Raw genomic sequence first — 18,209 nt, 5'->3', positions numbered from 1 at the left:
TTATTTTTCGTTTTCTAAAAGTTGGTCTAGAGCTATTAAATCGGGCACTAAAACCTGTCTTGCTTTACTACCTTCAAAAGGTCCTACTATACCAGCAGCTTCTAATTGGTCAATTAATCTGCCAGCTCTATTGTAACCTAATTTTAACTTACGTTGTAATAACGAGGCTGAACCTTGCTGAGCAGTAACTATAACAATAGCTGCATCTTTAAATAGTTTATCTCTATCTGATATGTCTATATCAAGACTTGTGCCACTTTCTTCACCTACATATTCTGGTAATTGATAGGCTTCAGGGTAGGCCTTTTGAGCTCCAACATAATCTGTAATTTTTTCAACTTCAGGTGTGTCTACAAACGCACATTGTACACGAATTAAATCGTTTCCTTGTGTGTAGAGCATATCACCTCTACCAATGAGTTGGTCTGCTCCAGAACCGTCTAGAATGGTACGAGAATCTATTTTTGAAGTTACCCTAAAAGCAATACGGGCAGGGAAATTAGCTTTAATAATTCCTGTTATAACATTAACGGAAGGTCTTTGCGTTGCAATAATTAAATGAATACCAATGGCTCTGGCTAATTGTGCTAATCGGGCAATAGGTGTTTCAACTTCTTTACCTGCAGTCATAATTAAATCTGCAAACTCATCCACAACTAAAACGATATATGGAAGAAACTGATGTCCGTCATTTGGATTCAGTTTTCTGGATTTAAACTTTTTGTTATACTCAGCTATATTTCTACAAAGTGCATTTTTTAATAAATCATACCTGTTATCCATTTCAATACAAAGTGAGTTTAATGTATTGATAACCTTTGTATTGTCTGTAATAATTGCATCTTCGCTATCAGGAAGTTTAGCTAAATAATGGCGTTCAATTTTATTAAAAAGGGTGAGTTCTACTTTTTTAGGGTCAACTAAAATAAACTTAACTTCTGCTGGATGCTTTTTGTATAATAGTGATGTTAGTACAGCATTTAGCCCAACCGATTTACCTTGACCAGTTGCACCAGCCATAAGCAAGTGAGGCATTTTTGCTAAGTCAACAACTAGTGTTTCATTACTAATAGTTTTTCCTAAAGCAATAGGGAGTTGCATTTCTGAACCCTGAAATTTTTTCGATGCTATTACCGAGCGCATCGAAACTATGGTTGAATTTTTATTAGGTACTTCAATACCAATAGTACCTTTTCCTGGAATAGGAGCAATAATACGAATGCCTAGTGCAGAAAGCGAAAGAGCAATATCATCTTCTAAATTTTTAATTTTAGATATTCTAACACCTGCTTCAGGAACAATTTCATATAAAGTAACTGTTGGCCCAATTGTAGCTTTAATACTTGCAATACCAATTTTATAATTACTTAAAGTTTCAACAATTCTATTTTTGTTTTCTTCAAGCTCTTCTTGGTTTATTTTGATGCCTTCAGTATCGTATTTTTTAAGTAAATCAAGTGGTGGAAATTGATAATTACCAAGCTCCAATGTTGGGTCAAACTGACCGAAATCTTCAACTAATTTATTGGCAAGATTATCGGTTTCTGATAGTTCTTCCTTAATATCTTCAATTTTTATTTCAATGTCTTCTTCAGGCTCATTTTCTAAAACATTTACTTCTAGGGCTGCAGAAGGTTTGCTTATTTTTTCTTTTTTAATAACTTCTGGCTCATTGTTATCCAAAGGAATTTCAAAAGCAGATTTTATTGCCTCAGCTTCTTCAGATAAATTATTGTCTAAAGGCACAATAACATCATTATCTAGTTCCGAAAATTCCTCTTTAATATTCCTTTTAGCTGATTTGAATAGATTGGTTATGTTTTCAAAAGTAAGTTTAAAACGAATGGCTAGATAAGTTATTAAACCAAATAATAACAGTAAAATAATTCCAATTTTTCCAATATATTCTTGAAGGAATGTGTTAATCTCAAAACCTATAGTGCCTCCTAATATATCATTTTGTTGTCCGAAGAAACCTAATAAAATGGATATCCATATAACAATTAAAATACCCCAAAACCAATGTTTACGGAGTTTAGATTTGTTCAAGTTCATTAAAACATAAACTCCAGAAAGAAAAACGAGACCAGAAAAAATAAAGGATGCAATACCAAAACCACGTTGGATAAAAAAATTGCTGACCCACGCACCAGATTTACTAAGCCAATTATCAGATTTTATTTCTCTGGATGTAAAATCTACAATAGTACTCTGGTCAGCTTCACCAGTGAAAAAAAATGAAACAAAAGCAATAAAAAATAATATACCACAGATTACTAAAAAACTACCAAAAACCAATTTTTGTTGGCTAGATAGTTTAAAACTGGGGCTTTTAATTTTTTTTCGTGGTGCTTTTTTTGGTTTGGTTTTGCGTTTAGCCATTAATGCGCTCTTATATTTAAACAAAAATACAAATTACTAACGTTTATCTGGTGGTAATAGTATTTAAAAAGCCTTTGGTAAATAAATTATAAAACCAATTATTACAGCAAAAATTGAAGCTATAAAAACAGCTCCTGCAGCAATATCTTTTATAAGCCCTATTTTGTTATGACGCTCCGGGTGAATAAAGTTTGCTATTTCTTCAATAGCTGTATTCATACCCTCTATACTCATAACTAATCCAATAGCTAAAATTTGAACAATCCATTCTTGAGATGATATGTTATAATAAAATCCAGCTGCCGTTACTACTATAGCAATGACAAACTGAATTTTTATACTAGCTTCTGTTTTAAGAAGTAAGAAAGCTCCTTTAAAAGCAAAACCAACGCTTTTTATTCTATTAACAAAAAAGGATTCTTTTTTAGACATTTTATTATTCTACCAGTAGTGCTTCAAGTGCAGCTTTGTAATTTGGTTCCTCTCCAGTTTCAGGTACTTGTTCTGTATAAAGTATTTTACCATCAGCATCAACAACTATAACACTTCTAGAAAGTAATCCTTCAAAAGCTCCACTAGCCATTAATAAACCATTAGTTTTTCCAAAAGTACCAGTTTTAAAATCTGAAAGCATAACTACATTTTCTAATCCTTCTGCAGCACAAAATTGATCTTGTGCAAAAGGTATATCTCTAGAAATACATAATACTTTTGTGTTTTCTAATTCATTAGCTTCTGTGTTAAATTGTCTCACAGATGCAGCACAAACGCCAGTATTAACACTTGGAAAAATATTTAAAACTAATTTTGAGCCTTTAAAATCTGCAAGTGTTTTAGTAGATAAATCTATTGCAACCAATTCAAAATCTTGAAGTTGTGATCCTATTTCTGGTAATTCTCCTGAAGTTTTTACTGGGGTTCCGCCCAAAGTAATATTTGCCATTTTTTTGTTTTTTATTTTGGATGTCTAAAATATGAATATTTAATAGGTTAAACTTAATTATTGTTGATTTTTTGTTACTGAAATTTATCTGTTTTCAGCATAAGCCTTGGTATACATAAAAACTATTAAATATTTTGTTGTAATAAATTTTATCAATTAGAATATCATTTTTAAAAATACAGCTCATGTTTTTTGAAGACAAATAATTCTTAATTTTAAGCATCATAATAATTCTAAATAATAACACACTAAACATTAAAATTTCAACAATGGACAACAACGGAAATTATAACATTAACGGTGACCCAAGTCAATGCCCTTTTTTAAGCGGCGATCAGAAGAAAACTGCAGGTCGTGGAACTAGTAATAGAGATTGGTGGCCTAATGAATTAAAATTAAACATTCTTAGGCAAAATGCATCAAAATCTAATCCCATGGGAGAAGCATTTAATTATGCCGAAGCTTTTAATAGTATTGATTTTGCTGCTTTAAAACAAGATGTTATCAATTTAATGACCGATTCTCAAGATTGGTGGCCAGCAGATTACGGACATTATGGAGGATTCATGATTCGTATGGCTTGGCATAGCGCAGGAACTTACCGTGTTGGTGATGGTAGAGGAGGAGCAGGTTCTGGAACACATCGTTTTGCGCCCTTAAATAGTTGGCCAGATAATGGAAATTTGGATAAAGCCAGATTATTACTTTGGCCTGTAAAAAAGAAATATGGAAACAAAATTTCTTGGGCAGATTTAATGATTCTTGCAGGAAACTGTGCTTTAGAATCTATGGGATTCCCAACGTTTGGTTTTGCTGGAGGTCGTGAAGATGTGTGGGAACCAGAACAAGATATTTACTGGGGAAGCGAAACAGGATGGCTAGATAATGATGAGCGTTATGATACTAGTGATGGTGATTTAGAAGGCCATTTGGGAGCTGTACATATGGGATTAATTTATGTAAATCCAGAAGGGCCTAATGGCGAACCAGACCCTTTAAAATCGGCACATGATATTAGAATTACTTTTGGTCGTATGGCAATGAATGATGAAGAAACTGTAGCCTTAGTTGCTGGAGGTCATACATTTGGAAAAGCCCATGGAGCTGCAGATCCAAGTAAATATGTTGGTGTCGAACCACATGGTGCTTCTATTGAAGAAATGAGTACAGGTTGGAAAAACACTTTTAATTCGGGAGTGTTAGATGATACTATTACAAGTGGATTAGAAGGTGCATGGACACCAAGTCCGACGACATGGAATGATGAATATTTTGATGTTCTTTTAAATTACGATTGGGAATTAACTAAAAGTCCTGCAGGAGCACATCAATGGACACCAAAAAATGCTGATGCCAAACAAGCACCAGCTGCTGGAGGAAACGGAACACAAGCTCTAATGATGTCTACAGCAGATATGGCGCTTAAAAAAGATCCTGGATTTCTAGAAATATCTAAACGTTTTCATAAAGACCATAAAGCTTTTGAAGACGCTTTCTCAAGAGCATGGTACAAATTAACGCATCGTGACATGGGACCGATAGATCGTTATTTAGGGCCAGAAGTTCCTAGTGAAGAATTACTTTGGCAAGACCCAATTCCAAAAGTAGATTACACATTAGGTGATTCAGATATTGAATCTTTAAAGAAAATGATTTTAGCTTCTGGTTTAAGTGTTTCAGAATTAGTAAAAACAGCTTGGGCTTCGGCTTCCACATTTAGAGGGTCAGATATGCGTGGTGGTGCCAATGGCGCTCGTATACGTTTAGAACCGCAGCGTAGTTGGGAGGTAAACAATCCAGAAGAATTAAATAAAGTTCTTAATGTTTTGGAAGGAATTCAAAACGAGTTTAGCGGAACTATATCTATGGCAGATTTAATAGTTCTGGCTGGAACTGCTGGTGTTGAAGAAGCAGCTAAAAATGCAGGTCATAACGTATCTGTGCCTTTCACGCAAGGTAGAGGAGATGCTAGCCAAGAACAAACCGATTTAGAATCTTTCGGTTACTTAGAACCATTAGCTGATGGATTTAGAAACTATATGAATTCGAAATTGAAGGTAGCTGATGAAGATTTATTGGTTGATAGAGCTAATTTATTAACACTTTCTATTCCTGAAATGACAGTTCTTGTTGGAGGATTACGTGTTTTAGGAACAAATTATGATGGATCTGATTATGGTGTTTTTACAGATAATGTTGGAAGTTTAACAAATGATTTCTTTACAAATATTTTAGATTTCACATACACATGGAGTGCAACATCTGATGATGACACTGTTTTTGAAGGACGTGATAGAAGAACTGGATCAGTTAAATTCAAAGGTACCCGTGCCGATTTAATTTTTGGTTCGAATACCGAATTAAGAGCCGTTTGCGAAGTTTATGGTGCTAATGATGGTCAAGAGAAATTTGTAAAAGATTTTGTTGCAGCTTGGAACAAGGTTATGAATTTAGATCGTTTTGATTTAAAATAGAACTTAAGCATATTTATAATTGGGATGAGTAATAGTTTACTTATCCCAATTTTTTATTTTTTAAACGATACATTATGAATGAAAGTAATTTATTTTTCAATATTATAAAATCTGGAAATACAGAAACCATTGAAGCCAAATTAAATCGAAACCCAGATTTAGTAAATATTAAAGATTCAAGAGGGTTTACACCCTTAATTTTTGCATCGTATTTTGATAGTACTGATGCCGTAAAGCTATTAGTAGATAACAAGGCGCCTATTGATGGGGTAGATGCTTCAGGTAATACGGCTTTAATAGGAGTTGCTTTTAAGGGTAATGTAGATTTAGCAGGTTATTTAATAGAGCAAGGTGCTAATATTAATGCTAAAAATAATAATGGGGTAACACCTCTTATTTTTGCAACCATGTATAATCAAGTTAACATGGTAAAATTATTATTAAAACATGATGCTGATAAATCAATTAAGGATAATGATAATAAAACAGCTTTTGATTACGCAAAAGAAAAAGGGTTTGAAGAAATTTTAAAGTTGCTAAATATTTCTTAGAGGTTCGTTTAACGGTTTTGTGTATGGTTAGTTGCGTGGTTAAGCAACTAAATTAGTAAACAAATACGAACCCGAGAAAATTCCGAAGGAATTTTCTAAATAAGCACTTGCCAAAGCAATTAATTATACACGGTGTTACCAAAAGTTTTTATTCGATAGTCTGAAATACTTTCATAATATTTGTATAATTCTTAAATTCTTGTATTTCAGGATGTGTTTCTAAATAGGGTTCAGGACTACTAAAGCCATATAATCTGTACTGGTTACCAACCTTAAATTGAACAATGTAAGTTATAGCATGAAGCACTCCCATTAACTCTTGCGTAATTTCTCCAGTTTCAAGATTAATATGTGTTGGCGCAATATTTATAGAGCTACTTTCTGGCAGATTAAAAATATTATTATCAACTAACTGCTGAAAAATTTCAGCAAGCTTTTGCTTTTGATCATTAATTTTCACAGTTAATTCCTTATTGGTATCCAGATTGTATTTTTTAGCATTCCATTTTCCATCATAGTAAAGAGTAATTAGTGTATCAACTTTCATATCAGGTGCAATAAGAAACCTAATCTCAATAGTATTTTTCGAATTTAGAATTGGCGGTAATACATCTTTAAATATATCATTATCAAAATCCGTCGTATCTGCAAGAACGTTACCTACGAATGTGAAATTTTCAGGTATATTCTGCCCGAACGTAAATGAATTTACAAATAGTAAAACAATAAAGTAAATGCGATTTTTCATTAATTTTTGGTAATGCTTTGATAAAGTTCCGTTTCAATGAACTTTATCTGATGTTAAACGAAGTTAGCTGAATTTTTTCACAAAGTCAAATTTCAATAAAAACGAAAAACCACTTCAATTGAAGTGGTTTTTAATACTAATTTTTCTTTTTATGTTATGTGTCAATCGACCCCATTACGCGTCCCATAAAACTATTTAAAGCTTCTTTTTTTGGTGTACCATCTTTAGTCATTTTATTAACTTCAATAGCACCGTACATATTCGATATTAATTCTCCAATAACGTCTAATTCTTCATCTTTTAATGAAGGTACTTCTGTTAAAGCTTCTAAAGTTTCAATAGTTTCAACTAAGAAGTCTTCATCGTTTTCTTCAATAAAACTGGTTAAATGTTTAATTACTGGTAACTTCATTCACTAAATCTTTTAAAACATCAAACTTATTAGTTTGTACTTGATTTATAAACGCACCGTTTTTAAAAGTTGCAAAGGTTGGTAAATTATCAACCGTAGCTAGCTTTCTACTTTCTGGAAATTTTTCTGCATCTGCAATAACAAAAGTAACGTCTTCTAATTCTGAAGCTAGTTTCTTTACTTTCGGTTTCATAATGCGGCAGTTACCACACCAGGTTGCAGAATATTGCACAACAACAGTATCGTTCTCTGCAATTAAGCTTTGTAAATTATCTTCATTTAATTCTTTTACCATAATTTTTAAAATTTTCAAATTCCAAATTCCAAGAAAATAATATGGAATTTGGAACTTGCTATTTAGATTTTCTATTTCTAGTTAGCATGAGCTGCTAAGTACTCAGCTGTAGCTTTTGCATTGGCACTCATGGCAGTTTTACCTTCTTCCCAGTTTGCAGGACAAACTTCTCCTTTTTCTTGTACGTGCGTTAATGCATCGACTACACGTAAATATTCTTGAACATTTCTACCCAAAGGCATGTTGTTTATGCTTTCGTGTTGTACAACACCATCTTCATCAATTATGTAAGTTGCTCTGTAAGTAACGTTATCGCCTTCAACTTGAACAGTTCCAGTTTCTTCATCATAGGTTTCGTTAGTGATATCTAAAATACCTAAAATGCTGGATAAGTTTCTGTTACTATCTGCTAAAAGTGGGTATGTAACACCTTCAATACCGCCATTATCTTTTGCAGTACTTAACCATGCAAAATGAACCTCAGGCGTATCACAAGACGCACCAATTACAATGGTGTTTCTTTTTTCAAATTCACCTAAAGCTGCTTGAAATGCATGTAATTCTGTAGGGCATACAAAAGTGAAATCTTTTGGATACCAGAATAAGACTACTTTTTTCTTGTTATTTACTGCTTCTTCAAGAACATTTACTTTAAAAGTATCTCCCATGTCGTTCATGGCATCTACATTTAAGTTTGGGAATTTTTTTCCTACTAATGACATATTTTTAAAATTTTATTTTATTAATTATTAGGCTAAATTAATACCCTTAAAAAGCTATTAAAATAAAACTTGATTATAAAATCTTATGTAATGATAGGACTTCTATATGGCGAAAAAAAAGCGATGAGTTTTTTGTGAAATATGTAAAAAGGGCATGTGAATATTATCAAATTCACATATGTAATTAAGGAGGTTTAAAGATTATTTAGAACTAGATAATTGCCTTATTTTTATTGAAAAAGCTGCAAAAAGTAAGGTGGTAAATGGGCTTAACCAGTTAAAAATGGCATATAAAAAATATTCGCCAACACCAACACCTAAAACTCCAGATTGATATGCACCACAAGTGTTCCAAGGTATTAATACAGAAGTAACGGTTCCAGAATCTTCTAAAGTTCTACTTAAATTTTCGGGCGCCAAACCTTTATCTTCAAATGCTTTTTTAAACATTTTACCTGGAATTACTATGGCTAAATATTGGTCAGAAGCTATGGTGTTTAAACCCAAGCAACTAATTACTGTGCTTGCAAATAACCCAAAAACAGATTTTGCTACTGATAATAGTGCATTTGTTATTCTAGAAAGCGCTCCTATACCATCCATAATGCCACCAAATACCATAGCACAAACTATTAAATAAATTGTCGAAAGCATGCCTTTCATACCGCTGGCAGAAAAGAGATCGTTTAGTTTTTCATTTTCTGTAGTTATTTGTGTTTCTGTAAAAATAGAAGTTACTATTGCAGAAATATTGGAATCTCCCAAACCATTCAAAATATCTGATTGGAAAATAAAAGCAAAAACTCCAGCTAGTAAAACTCCTGCGCTTAAAGCTATTAAAGGCTTAGTTTTTAAAAGGATTAATCCTATAACTGCCAACGGAACTAAAAACAGCCAAGGTGAAATATTAAACGTAGCATCAATAGTTAATAACAAATTACTAACGTCTGTACTTCCCGTTGTAGTTATTGTTGCGCTTAAAACTCCAAAAACAATCAGTGTAACAATTATGGTTGGTACGGTTGTGAAACTCATGTAGCGTATGTGCGTAAATAAATCTGTTCCAGCCATAGCAGGGGCGAGGTTGGTAGTGTCACTTAGTGGCGACATTTTATCTCCAAAATAAGCGCCAGAAATAACAGCACCTGCAATCATCCCTGGGTTAATTCCTAAAGCTGTACCTATGCCAACAAGTGCTATACCAACAGTTGCAGAGGTTGTCCATGAGCTTCCTGTGGCAATTGAAATAACTGCTGATATTATAACGGATGCAGGTAAAAATATCTCAGGACTTAAAACTTGTAATCCATAATATACCATAGCAGGAATAACACCACTTACTAACCACGTACCCGCCAATGCACCTACCAAAAATAATATCATAATTGGGATAAAAACACTTTTTAAATTTTCCCATATTTCTGTTAGCATTCTCTCAATTGAAACTTTATTAAAAAAGCCAACAATAGCAGCAATGGTACCACCAACAAGTAAAATAAGTTGATTGGAATATTCTCCTAATAGTTCACCATCAGCAAATATGATATTATAGAACAATAATGCCATAAGTAAAACAACTGGTATTAAAGCTTCTAAAAAGTTAAGCTCTTTATTTTCTATAATATTTTGGTCATTGGCTTTAAATTCAGAGATATTTTGGTCGTCTTTCATCTAGGTTTTTTTTGATACGTAATGTTACGATTTTATTAATTTCTATCAAAATCATGTGACTTATTTCATTATTTGTGTCTTAACTAGTAATTAATTGAAAACGTTTCGCATATTATTTTGAAAGTATTATCTAATGTCATAGATTTGAGTGTAAAATGAAAAGATTTCTCTCACTGTTTGTTTTTATTACGTGTTTTAACCTATATGCTCAAGTAGGCGTTGGTACAACCATGCCAGACTCGACCTTAGATGTTAATGGGTCGCTATCTTTAAATATCACTACTACATCTGGTAATCTTACATTAGATGACACAAATCATACAGTAGTACTTTCTGGAAATCATAATATTACCTTGCCTGCAGCAAATACTTGTGCTGGAAGAGTTTATATAATTAAGAACCCAACTACAAATACGCCTACTATAACCTCATTTAATGATTTAAACGGAAATGCATCTACAACACTTAATAGCCAAACAACAATAAGTATTCAAAGCGACGGAACCAGTTGGGAGCAAATAAGCACAAGCCTTATTACTTACGAAAAAGTTGTTATTTGGGCAGAAGAAGCAGCAGATTTAGCTAATAATCAAATGGAATGGAGTTTTGCAAATGGCGATACGGGTTTTATTGGAATTCCTCTTCCTGAAGATTGGGAGGCCTATGCAGTAAGTTTTCATGCAGATAATACATCCAATGGTTCTAATACTATGCTTATGGCTGTTGTGGATATATCTGGTAATGGTGCATTTACAGAGTTTTTCAGATTTACAGCTTCTGGAGCCAACGATAATATGTCTTACACTGAAGTATTAGCAACACCTGTGGCTATTCCAGCAGGAACTACTTTAGGCTTTAGGTCTATCACTGAAACGGGTAACATTAACGGTGCACGTGTTGCCGTATGGCTTAGACGCATCCCTTAAAATTCATATTAATGTCTAAAAAAGTTAGTAACTTCGCTGGCTTAGATGGATTCACTTACTCAAATTGTTTTAGGTGCTGCTTGTGGAGAAGCTGTGCTAGGAAAAAAAATTGGAAACAAAGCCTTACTATTTGGAGCTATTGGTGGCACTATTCCAGATTTAGACGTTCTAGTTGGGGGTTGGCTTTATGGAAACGAAATTGACGCCATGTTATTCCATCGTGGGTTTATGCATTCTATTTTGTTTTCCGTTTTAGCATCTTTTTTGTTGGGTTTGATAGTTTATAAACTGTATAATTCAGGAAAGCGAAGAGATTCTACAACTCAAAAAGATTGGATTAGTTTATTCTTTTGGTCTCTTTTCACACATCCTATTCTTGATTGTTTTACACCTTATGGCACACAACTTTTTGCACCTTTTTCTAATTACCGGGTTGCACTAAATAATATTGCAGTTGCAGATCCATTTTACACTATCCCTTTTTTGTTGTGTTTAATAGTTTTAATGTTTTTTAAACGAAAGTCTTTAAAACGAAGATTGTATTTAAAAATTGGTATAGCTATTAGTTCAATTTATATGTTGCTAACGTTATGTAATAAATTATATGTTGATTATATTTTTAAAAAATCATTAAAAAAATCTAATATTGTCTTTACGAGATTTAGCACGCAGCCATCCATTTTAAATAATATTTTATGGTATGGAATAGCCGAGGGCGAAACAAATTATTATGTTGCTTTTTATTCTTTGCTAGATTCAGAATCTTATTTCTTGAATTTTGAAAAACTTCCCAAAACCAGAGTTGAAGAATTAAAAATGCAAAAGGATTTAAAACGTTTGGCGTGGTTTAGTAATGATTACTATAGTGTAACTAAAACTGATAAAAGCACATTTAGTTATTTTGATTTACGATACCCTGTTTTGAATGATAATTCTAAAGCGCCTATATTTCATTTAGAATTATTTAGAGATAAAAACCGATTGAATATGATTCCGTTTGAACCCAATACAGGAGACTTTAATAAGGCTATTAAACTTCTTTTTGCGCGAATGAAAGGAATATAAAGCTAGACTAAATCTATTTCTTTTTTACTGTTAATAATATTTAATTCTTCCATACATTTTCGCATCATTTTATAAGTTCTCTCAATATCTGCATCTAAACCAATTGAAAACCGAATTAAACCATTACTTAACCCTATTTCTTTTTGTTCGTTTTCAGGAATTTCTGAAGATGTAGAGCTGCCTGGAGCGCTAAACAGTGTTTTATAAAATCCAAGGCTAACAGCTAAGTATCCTAAATTTCTATTTTGCATGAGTTCCATTAGTTCGTTAGCTTTTTCTAGAGAACCTACATCAATAGTTAACATGCCACCAAAGCCATAAGCTTCATTCATCATACTTTTAAACAATTTATGAGAAGGGTGGGATTTTAACCCAGGATAAACAGTTTTTAATCCATCAGCTTCAAATTTCTTAGCTAAATACATTCCATTTTTACTGTGTTGTTGCATTCTTATATGCAGTGTTCTTAAGTTTTTTAATATGGAAGCAGCACGTAAACTGTCCATAGTTGAGCCCATAAGCATTGATGCCCCATCATTTACATTTCGTAATTCATCTATAAAATTTTGAGTACCGCAAACCACACCGCCAACAGTATCGCTAGAGCCATTTATAAATTTTGTTAAACTATGAATTACAATATCTGCACCTAGAACAGCTGGTGATATTGATAATGGCGAAAATGTATTATCCACTATCAATTTTAAATTGTATTTTTTAGCTAATTCTGCCAACCCTCTAATGTCTGCTACTTCTAAAAGGGGATTACTTACAGATTCGCAGTAAATAATCTTGGTGTTTTTGTTTATTGCATTTTCAACAATATTCAACTTGGTAATATCTACAAAACTAGTTTCAATGTTAAATTTTGGAGTAAAGTTTTTAAGAAAAGCATAGGTACCACCATAAATAGTTCTACTCGAAATAATATGGTCTCCTGCGCTACAAAGTTGCATGATTACAGGTGTAATTGCTCCCATACCTGAAGCAGAAACATTTGCAGTTTCTGTACCTTCCATAGCTGCCAAAGCTTCTCCTAAATATAAGTTTGAAGGTGTAGAATGGCGCGAATATAAGTAACACCCATCTGCATTTCCTTCAAAAGTATCAAACATAGTTTTTGCGGAAAGAAATGTATAAGTAGACGAATCAGAAATAGAAGGGTTAACACCTCCAAACTCACCAAAATACTGTAAGTCTTGAATATTATTTGCGGGTTTAAAAGCCATGTTATTTGATTTATTTTAATACAAAATTTAATGTTTTTAGATTAAAAAGCAATTATAAAGTGTATTTTAAGAAAATAAAACTATAATATGTTATATTTATAGTTTATAAAACATTTAGTATACTGTTTAAAAGTGTTTTAGTGAAATATTTTCAATTATGATATTTGATGCCACAGATAAAAGGTTATTAGAATTTTTGCAACAAGACAGTAAGCAAACTAACAAGGAACTCTCAAATAAGTTAGGTTTATCTGTTACTGCCGTTTATGAGCGGATTAAAAAGTTAGATAAAGAAGGGTATATTGATGGCTATATAGCTGTTGTGAATAAGGAAAAAGTAGATAGGAATTTTGTGGTATTTTGCCATGTTAAATTGGTTAAACACAGTCAGGATTTTGTAATTCGTTTTGAAAAAGAGGTTAAGCAATTACATGAGGTTTTGGAGTGCTATCATTTAAGTGGAGATTACGATTATTTATTAAAAGTTATAGTTAAAGATATGACAGCTTTTAGGGAATTTATGGTTGATAAGTTAACTAGTATAAATCATATTGGAAGTACACATAGTATGTTTGTTATTAATGAAGTAAAATATAGTACAGCAATAAACTTTTAGATGCAATCAATACCATACAAGTGTTTTGAACTTTTTTTAGTTTTTATACTAATACCAGTGAGTTTTACAATAAATTATTCCCCTTGGATTAAATTAGGCATCGGTTTTTTTGGTTTTGTTTATGTAATATATGTTTTATTGAAAGTAGAGAATTTGAAATTTAAGATTTCGAAACACTTAAATTGGAAAATTTTCTGGAAAACTACAATTATTAAATTTGCTATAATAGCTTTGATTACAACAGTATTTGTCTGGACTACAAATAGCAAGTTACTCTTTAATGTTATGCTTAACAAACCTTTACAATGGCTTGTAATATTATTTATTTACAGTTTTTTTTCTGTTTACCCACAAGAACTTATTTACAGAACGTTTTTCTTTAAACGATACAGTATGTTATTTAAAAGTGATAACTTATTTGTTTTTATAAATGCGATATTATTTTCTTTAGCACACATATTTTTTAAAAGTAGTTTAGTTCTTTTTTTAACATTTTTAGGCGGTTTATTATTTGCTATAACTTACAAACAAACAAAATCTACAGTATTGGTTTCTATCGAGCATGCTATTTATGGTTGTTGGCTTTTTACTGTAGGCATGGGAACCATGTTAGGCTTTCCCTCGTAATACTTTAAATAAAATCTTACATATTAAAACTTTTTACTATTTTTAAACAGCTATTATTAACCAAAACTAAATAAACATGAAAAAATTGGCTTACATTATTTTAGGATTTATTATTGGGGCAGTATTAACGTATTATTTTTGCCCAAGAGACTTAGGAGAAGAAACTTTACATACTAAAATTATCAAGCCAAAAGGCCTTGTTTCACCGGGTCAAGCAAAAAAACTAAATGATAATTGGACGAAATTTAGAGAAGCCGCGGTAGATTCTGCTGCAAAAAAACAAGGTAGAAATAAAGATAATCGTTCTACTTGGTGGTCTATTGAGGATATTGAGAACTACATAAAATTTGCTAAAAACCAGACAGATAGTCTTAAATACAACCTAACTGGTATTCGAGTGTATTCTGGCGTTTATGGTGATAATGCAGGTAGAACTAAGAAGAACTTATCTACGATGTTTTTAATACCAACGGTTAAAAAAGGAAAAGCGGAAGCTAGTATGAATCCATTTAATATGATGTTACAAAAAGGGGATGATTGTGAAGAATGTGATGGTTTAAATGATGGGACTGGTGGTAACAACAGCTATCCTAATTAATTTGTGGAAGAATTTTTACTAAACAATTACAATTTATTAACGCACTCTGTTGAAGCTATGGCTGCTTTAACAGGGTTACTTTTATTTAAGTTCTATAAAAATACTAAGGCTAAATACTTTATTTTTTTTTTAGCTTACCTCACTATATGTGATTTTATAGGTGGTTATACTAAATTAGTATACCCAGATAAGTTTTTTCATTTTTTGATTGGAACTTTAATTCAGAAAAACTACTGGTTTTCAACACTCTATTGGAAAATAGGAGCCATTATGTTTTTTGCTTTTTATTATAGAAAAATTTTAAGGATCGATTCATTTAAATCTATTATTAAGTATACAAGTTATTCATTTCTTATTTTTTCAGTAATTTATGTGCTAATACATTGGAACGCATTTTTTAATAGTTTTTTCCCAATAATTAGTGTTTTAGGAGCTATTATTGTTTTTTTGTGTACGGTATTTTATTTTATTGAAATTTTATTAAGTGATAAGATCTTAACTTTTTACAAGTCTGTTAACTTTTATATTAGTTTTGCAATATTCATTTGGTGGCTAATAATAACTCCTATTGTTTTTTATGATAATTACGGGGCTTATGAAGTAGGTGTTTCTAAAAAAGATTTTAATTATTTGAGATTAAGGAGTATCATATATTTATTGGCTAATATAATTATGTATTCAACATTTACATTTGCATTAATATATTGTAGACCAAAATTAACTAATGATTAATTATTTAAATCTTTTTTTAACCCAAACTAAGTCGGTTTCAACTGCATCAGAGCGTTATTTATTGGTGTACATGATTATGGTTTTAATCATTGTTACATCATTAGTAGTTGTGTTTTTTATCGTTTTTCAAAAACGAAAAAATAAATTGCTTTTAGATAGAGTAAAAGAACAACAAGCTTTTGAGAAAGAAATAACAAAAGCACAAACTGAAACCCAAGAGCAAACTTTAAAAAATATTGGTTGGGAATTACATGATAATGTTGGTCAGCTTTTATCTTTTGCCAGTATGCAACTTAGTATTTTAAAAATGCAGGTTACTGATGATGAGGTAAAAGATAAATTTAAGGACACCTCCGAAGCATTAAGTAATAGTTTAAAGGAAGTTCGTGCGCTTTCTAGAACACTTAACAATGATGTTATTTTAAACATTGGTTTTGAAAAGTCTGTTACAAATGAGTTGGACAGGCTTAAAAAAATGAAGTTTACATCCGCAGAGCTAAAGATAACTGGAGAAAAAGTTGATTTTAAAGACCGAAAACATGAAATAATTATTTTTAGAATTCTTCAAGAGTTTTTGTCTAATACAGTAAAATATTCAGAAGCAAAAAACATAAGTATTACTTTAAATTATAAACCCGAAAACTTAATTATAATAGCTACCGATGATGGTAAGGGCTTTGATATTAATGAGATAGAGCAAGGCTCTGGCTTAATTAATATGAAAAGTAGGGCAGCCTTGATTAATGCTAGGTTAGAGTTAAATTCTAAACCTAATGAAGGTGTTCAATTAGTTTTAGATTATCCACTATCTTAATTACCCAAAATACTTAAAAACTTTTTTTAATAGGCTCATTTTCCCTTTGTACGGTGGGTATCTAAACGAAGGGTCGTACCAATTACCACGTTTTATAATAGGTTTAGCATTAGAGAATGTATCAAACCCGTGTTTTCCATGGTATTTACCCATTCCGCTTCCACCAATGCCACCAAATGGTAAGCGATGATTTCCAAAGTGAATCAATAAATCATTAATAACACCTCCACCAAAACTGAATTTTTTAATGGTGTTTTCAACAAATTTTTTATTATTAGAAAAGACGTAGAGCGATAACGGGTGATCTAAATTCCAAATAATTTTTTCAATATCTGTGTCAGTTTCATAAGTTAATATTGGTAAAATAGGTCCAAAAATCTCTTCTTGCATTATTTTACTATCTAAATTAGGTTCATCAATTATAGTTGGCGAAACATAACAGTCATCTTTATGTATTTCACCACCAAATACAATGTTTTCATTTTTTATTAATGTTTCTAAACGCTTTGTATTTGTTTCATTAATTATTCTTGGATAATCGGAAGATTCCTTTGGGATTTCCCCATAGCGCCTTATAATTTCATTCTTTAGTACATTAATTAAATCTTGTTTAATGTTAGATTTCACTATAACATAATCTGCAGAAATACAAGTTTGGCCACCGTTTAATAGTTTCCCCCAAACTAACCTTCTAGCTACTAGTTTTAAGTTTACAGAATCATCAATTATACATGGCGATTTACCACCAAGTTCTAGAACAACAGGAGTTAAATTTTTTGCAGCAGCTTTTGCAACAATTTTGCCCACTTTTGTACTTCCTGTAAAAAAAATATAATCCCATTTTTGAGCTAATAATTCTGTAGAAATTTCAACACCGCCTTCAATAGAAATTGCTATGTTTTCAGGAAACACATTTTGGATGATTTTAGTTATGACTTTTGAGGTGTTTTGTGTTAATTCACTGGGTTTTAAAACAACTGTATTACCAGCTGAAATAGCCATAATAAATGGCTCCATGGCTAGTAAAAACGGGTAGTTCCAAGGGGCGATTACAAGAACGTTTCCGTAAGGTTCTGTATAAATATAGTCTTTAGAGGGAAAGGTTAATAAAGAAGATTTTATACGTTTTGGTTTTGCCCATTTTTTTAGATTTTTAATGGCTAAATTTAAACTGGAAATAACTAAAGCAAATTCACTTAAATAGGTTTCAAATTCAGATTTTTTAAAGTCTTTTTTTAACGCTTGTATAACAGATTGCTCGTTATCTAGAATTTCAGCTCTTAAAGCATTTAATAAGGTTAATCTATAATTTATATCTTTAGTTTTCTGAGAATTGAAACAATCTCGTTGATTATTTAATATGTCAAGAATATTTTTCAAACTAAAGCTTTTTCTAAAGGTATT

The 18,209-nt window shown here is 31.6% G+C and carries 19 protein-coding genes; 9 read left to right on the top strand and 10 right to left on the bottom strand.

Features of this window, described 5'->3' with window-relative positions; all coding sequences use genetic code 11:
- The 3 genes from ABD939_RS13210 to tpx all read right to left on the bottom strand — a co-directional run bounded on the left by ABD939_RS13210 (nucleotide 1) and on the right by tpx (nucleotide 3,325).
- A complete protein-coding gene (locus ABD939_RS13210) occupies nucleotides 1–2,382 on the bottom strand; it encodes an FtsK/SpoIIIE family DNA translocase (protein ID WP_345169561.1) in 2,382 nt (793 codons plus the stop codon).
- A gap of 63 nt (nucleotides 2,383–2,445) precedes the next feature.
- On the bottom strand, nucleotides 2,446–2,814 hold the full coding sequence (locus tag ABD939_RS13205) for a diacylglycerol kinase family protein (protein WP_345169557.1): 369 nt from the start codon (nucleotides 2,812–2,814) through the stop codon (nucleotides 2,446–2,448).
- A gap of 4 nt (nucleotides 2,815–2,818) precedes the next feature.
- Nucleotides 2,819–3,325, bottom strand: coding sequence for a thiol peroxidase (gene tpx, locus ABD939_RS13200; protein ID WP_345169554.1), 507 nt, complete (start codon nucleotides 3,323–3,325; stop codon nucleotides 2,819–2,821).
- Between the two features lie 269 nt (nucleotides 3,326–3,594).
- Here tpx and katG point away from each other — a divergent pair, with 269 nt between their 5' ends.
- Nucleotides 3,595–5,799, top strand: coding sequence for a catalase/peroxidase HPI (gene katG / locus ABD939_RS13195; RefSeq protein ID WP_345169550.1), 2,205 nt, complete (start codon nucleotides 3,595–3,597; stop codon nucleotides 5,797–5,799).
- Between the two features lie 74 nt (nucleotides 5,800–5,873).
- Complete coding sequence (locus tag ABD939_RS13190; RefSeq protein ID WP_345169547.1) at nucleotides 5,874–6,350, top strand: ankyrin repeat domain-containing protein; 477 nt, start codon at nucleotides 5,874–5,876, stop codon at nucleotides 6,348–6,350.
- 148 nt (nucleotides 6,351–6,498) lie between these two features.
- Here ABD939_RS13190 and ABD939_RS13185 read toward each other — a convergent pair whose 3' ends face one another.
- The 5 genes from ABD939_RS13185 to nhaC all read right to left on the bottom strand — a co-directional run bounded on the left by ABD939_RS13185 (nucleotide 6,499) and on the right by nhaC (nucleotide 10,198).
- The gene (locus ABD939_RS13185; RefSeq protein ID WP_345169544.1) at nucleotides 6,499–7,098 is read right to left on the bottom strand and encodes a hypothetical protein; all 600 of its coding nucleotides are present in this window, start codon (nucleotides 7,096–7,098) and stop codon (nucleotides 6,499–6,501) included.
- Nucleotides 7,099–7,252: 154 nt separating this feature from the next.
- Nucleotides 7,253–7,510 carry a DUF6952 family protein gene (locus tag ABD939_RS13180; RefSeq protein ID WP_345169541.1) on the bottom strand — a complete coding sequence of 86 codons (258 nt, stop codon included), beginning with the start codon at nucleotides 7,508–7,510 and terminating at the stop codon, nucleotides 7,253–7,255.
- Complete coding sequence (locus ABD939_RS13175; protein WP_345169538.1) at nucleotides 7,491–7,805, bottom strand: thioredoxin family protein; 315 nt, start codon at nucleotides 7,803–7,805, stop codon at nucleotides 7,491–7,493. Before ABD939_RS13175 ends, ABD939_RS13180 begins: the two co-directional genes overlap by 20 nt.
- Nucleotides 7,806–7,882: 77 nt before the next feature.
- On the bottom strand, nucleotides 7,883–8,527 hold the full coding sequence (locus ABD939_RS13170; protein ID WP_345169535.1) for a peroxiredoxin: 645 nt from the start codon (nucleotides 8,525–8,527) through the stop codon (nucleotides 7,883–7,885).
- A 201-nt stretch (nucleotides 8,528–8,728) separates the two neighbouring features.
- Nucleotides 8,729–10,198 (bottom strand): Na+/H+ antiporter NhaC, encoded by a 1,470-nt coding sequence (nhaC, locus tag ABD939_RS13165; protein ID WP_345169532.1) that lies wholly within the window; start codon nucleotides 10,196–10,198, stop codon nucleotides 8,729–8,731.
- A gap of 155 nt (nucleotides 10,199–10,353) precedes the next feature.
- Here nhaC and ABD939_RS13160 point away from each other — a divergent pair, with 155 nt between their 5' ends.
- Together ABD939_RS13160 and ABD939_RS13155 are read left to right on the top strand one after the other, a co-directional pair.
- Complete coding sequence (locus tag ABD939_RS13160) at nucleotides 10,354–11,124, top strand: hypothetical protein (protein ID WP_345169530.1); 771 nt, start codon at nucleotides 10,354–10,356, stop codon at nucleotides 11,122–11,124.
- 45 nt (nucleotides 11,125–11,169) lie between these two features.
- Complete coding sequence (locus ABD939_RS13155; RefSeq protein ID WP_345169527.1) at nucleotides 11,170–12,189, top strand: metal-dependent hydrolase; 1,020 nt, start codon at nucleotides 11,170–11,172, stop codon at nucleotides 12,187–12,189.
- A 2-nt stretch (nucleotides 12,190–12,191) separates the two neighbouring features.
- Here the strand turns inward: ABD939_RS13155 and ABD939_RS13150 are convergent, their stop codons facing one another.
- On the bottom strand, nucleotides 12,192–13,418 hold the full coding sequence (locus ABD939_RS13150; RefSeq protein WP_345169523.1) for an aminotransferase class I/II-fold pyridoxal phosphate-dependent enzyme: 1,227 nt from the start codon (nucleotides 13,416–13,418) through the stop codon (nucleotides 12,192–12,194).
- A gap of 157 nt (nucleotides 13,419–13,575) precedes the next feature.
- Between ABD939_RS13150 and ABD939_RS13145 the strand changes: the two genes are divergently transcribed.
- From ABD939_RS13145 to ABD939_RS13125, 5 genes are all read left to right on the top strand, one after another.
- Nucleotides 13,576–14,034: an Lrp/AsnC family transcriptional regulator gene (locus tag ABD939_RS13145; protein WP_345169521.1), complete on the top strand. Its 459-nt coding sequence runs from the start codon at nucleotides 13,576–13,578 to the stop codon at nucleotides 14,032–14,034.
- Between the two features lie 57 nt (nucleotides 14,035–14,091).
- Nucleotides 14,092–14,661: a CPBP family glutamic-type intramembrane protease gene (locus ABD939_RS13140; RefSeq protein ID WP_345169519.1), complete on the top strand. Its 570-nt coding sequence runs from the start codon at nucleotides 14,092–14,094 to the stop codon at nucleotides 14,659–14,661.
- Nucleotides 14,662–14,737: 76 nt separating this feature from the next.
- A complete protein-coding gene (locus tag ABD939_RS13135; protein ID WP_345169516.1) occupies nucleotides 14,738–15,259 on the top strand; it encodes a hypothetical protein in 522 nt (173 codons plus the stop codon).
- Nucleotides 15,260–15,262: 3 nt separating this feature from the next.
- Nucleotides 15,263–15,991 (top strand): hypothetical protein, encoded by a 729-nt coding sequence (locus tag ABD939_RS13130; protein ID WP_345169513.1) that lies wholly within the window; start codon nucleotides 15,263–15,265, stop codon nucleotides 15,989–15,991.
- A complete protein-coding gene (locus tag ABD939_RS13125) occupies nucleotides 15,984–16,805 on the top strand; it encodes a sensor histidine kinase (RefSeq protein ID WP_345169511.1) in 822 nt (273 codons plus the stop codon). The genes ABD939_RS13130 and ABD939_RS13125 overlap by 8 nt, the downstream gene beginning before the upstream one ends.
- Here ABD939_RS13125 and ABD939_RS13120 read toward each other — a convergent pair whose 3' ends face one another.
- Complete coding sequence (locus ABD939_RS13120) at nucleotides 16,806–18,185, bottom strand: aldehyde dehydrogenase (RefSeq protein WP_345169509.1); 1,380 nt, start codon at nucleotides 18,183–18,185, stop codon at nucleotides 16,806–16,808.
- Between the last annotated feature and the right edge of the window lie 24 nt (nucleotides 18,186–18,209).

The organism is Algibacter aquimarinus, from assembly GCF_039543265.1.
GTDB classification, from domain to species: Bacteria; Bacteroidota; Bacteroidia; order Flavobacteriales; family Flavobacteriaceae; genus Algibacter_B; species Algibacter_B aquimarinus.
The sequence above is the reverse complement of the archived record's forward strand: the minus strand, read 5'-3'. Positions and strand labels throughout refer to the sequence as shown.

What these genes read in the sequence shown, in the direction of transcription:
- ABD939_RS13210 (WP_345169561.1), bottom strand. Translation starts at nt 2,382, where the DNA reads ATGGCTAAACGCAAAACCAAACCAAAAAAAGCACCACGAAAAAAAATT.
- ABD939_RS13155 (WP_345169527.1), top strand. Translation starts at nt 11,170, where the DNA reads ATGGATTCACTTACTCAAATTGTTTTAGGTGCTGCTTGTGGAGAAGCT.
- ABD939_RS13185 (WP_345169544.1), bottom strand. Translation starts at nt 7,098, where the DNA reads ATGAAAAATCGCATTTACTTTATTGTTTTACTATTTGTAAATTCATTT.
- ABD939_RS13150 (WP_345169523.1), bottom strand. Translation starts at nt 13,418, where the DNA reads ATGGCTTTTAAACCCGCAAATAATATTCAAGACTTACAGTATTTTGGT.
- ABD939_RS13180 (WP_345169541.1), bottom strand. Translation starts at nt 7,510, where the DNA reads ATGAAGTTACCAGTAATTAAACATTTAACCAGTTTTATTGAAGAAAAC.
- ABD939_RS13125 (WP_345169511.1), top strand. Translation starts at nt 15,984, where the DNA reads ATGATTAATTATTTAAATCTTTTTTTAACCCAAACTAAGTCGGTTTCA.
- ABD939_RS13135 (WP_345169516.1), top strand. Translation starts at nt 14,738, where the DNA reads ATGAAAAAATTGGCTTACATTATTTTAGGATTTATTATTGGGGCAGTA.
- ABD939_RS13190 (WP_345169547.1), top strand. Translation starts at nt 5,874, where the DNA reads ATGAATGAAAGTAATTTATTTTTCAATATTATAAAATCTGGAAATACA.
- tpx (WP_345169554.1), bottom strand. Translation starts at nt 3,325, where the DNA reads ATGGCAAATATTACTTTGGGCGGAACCCCAGTAAAAACTTCAGGAGAA.
- ABD939_RS13175 (WP_345169538.1), bottom strand. Translation starts at nt 7,805, where the DNA reads ATGGTAAAAGAATTAAATGAAGATAATTTACAAAGCTTAATTGCAGAG.
- ABD939_RS13145 (WP_345169521.1), top strand. Translation starts at nt 13,576, where the DNA reads ATGATATTTGATGCCACAGATAAAAGGTTATTAGAATTTTTGCAACAA.
- ABD939_RS13205 (WP_345169557.1), bottom strand. Translation starts at nt 2,814, where the DNA reads ATGTCTAAAAAAGAATCCTTTTTTGTTAATAGAATAAAAAGCGTTGGT.
- ABD939_RS13170 (WP_345169535.1), bottom strand. Translation starts at nt 8,527, where the DNA reads ATGTCATTAGTAGGAAAAAAATTCCCAAACTTAAATGTAGATGCCATG.
- katG (WP_345169550.1), top strand. Translation starts at nt 3,595, where the DNA reads ATGGACAACAACGGAAATTATAACATTAACGGTGACCCAAGTCAATGC.
- nhaC (WP_345169532.1), bottom strand. Translation starts at nt 10,198, where the DNA reads ATGAAAGACGACCAAAATATCTCTGAATTTAAAGCCAATGACCAAAAT.
- ABD939_RS13160 (WP_345169530.1), top strand. Translation starts at nt 10,354, where the DNA reads ATGAAAAGATTTCTCTCACTGTTTGTTTTTATTACGTGTTTTAACCTA.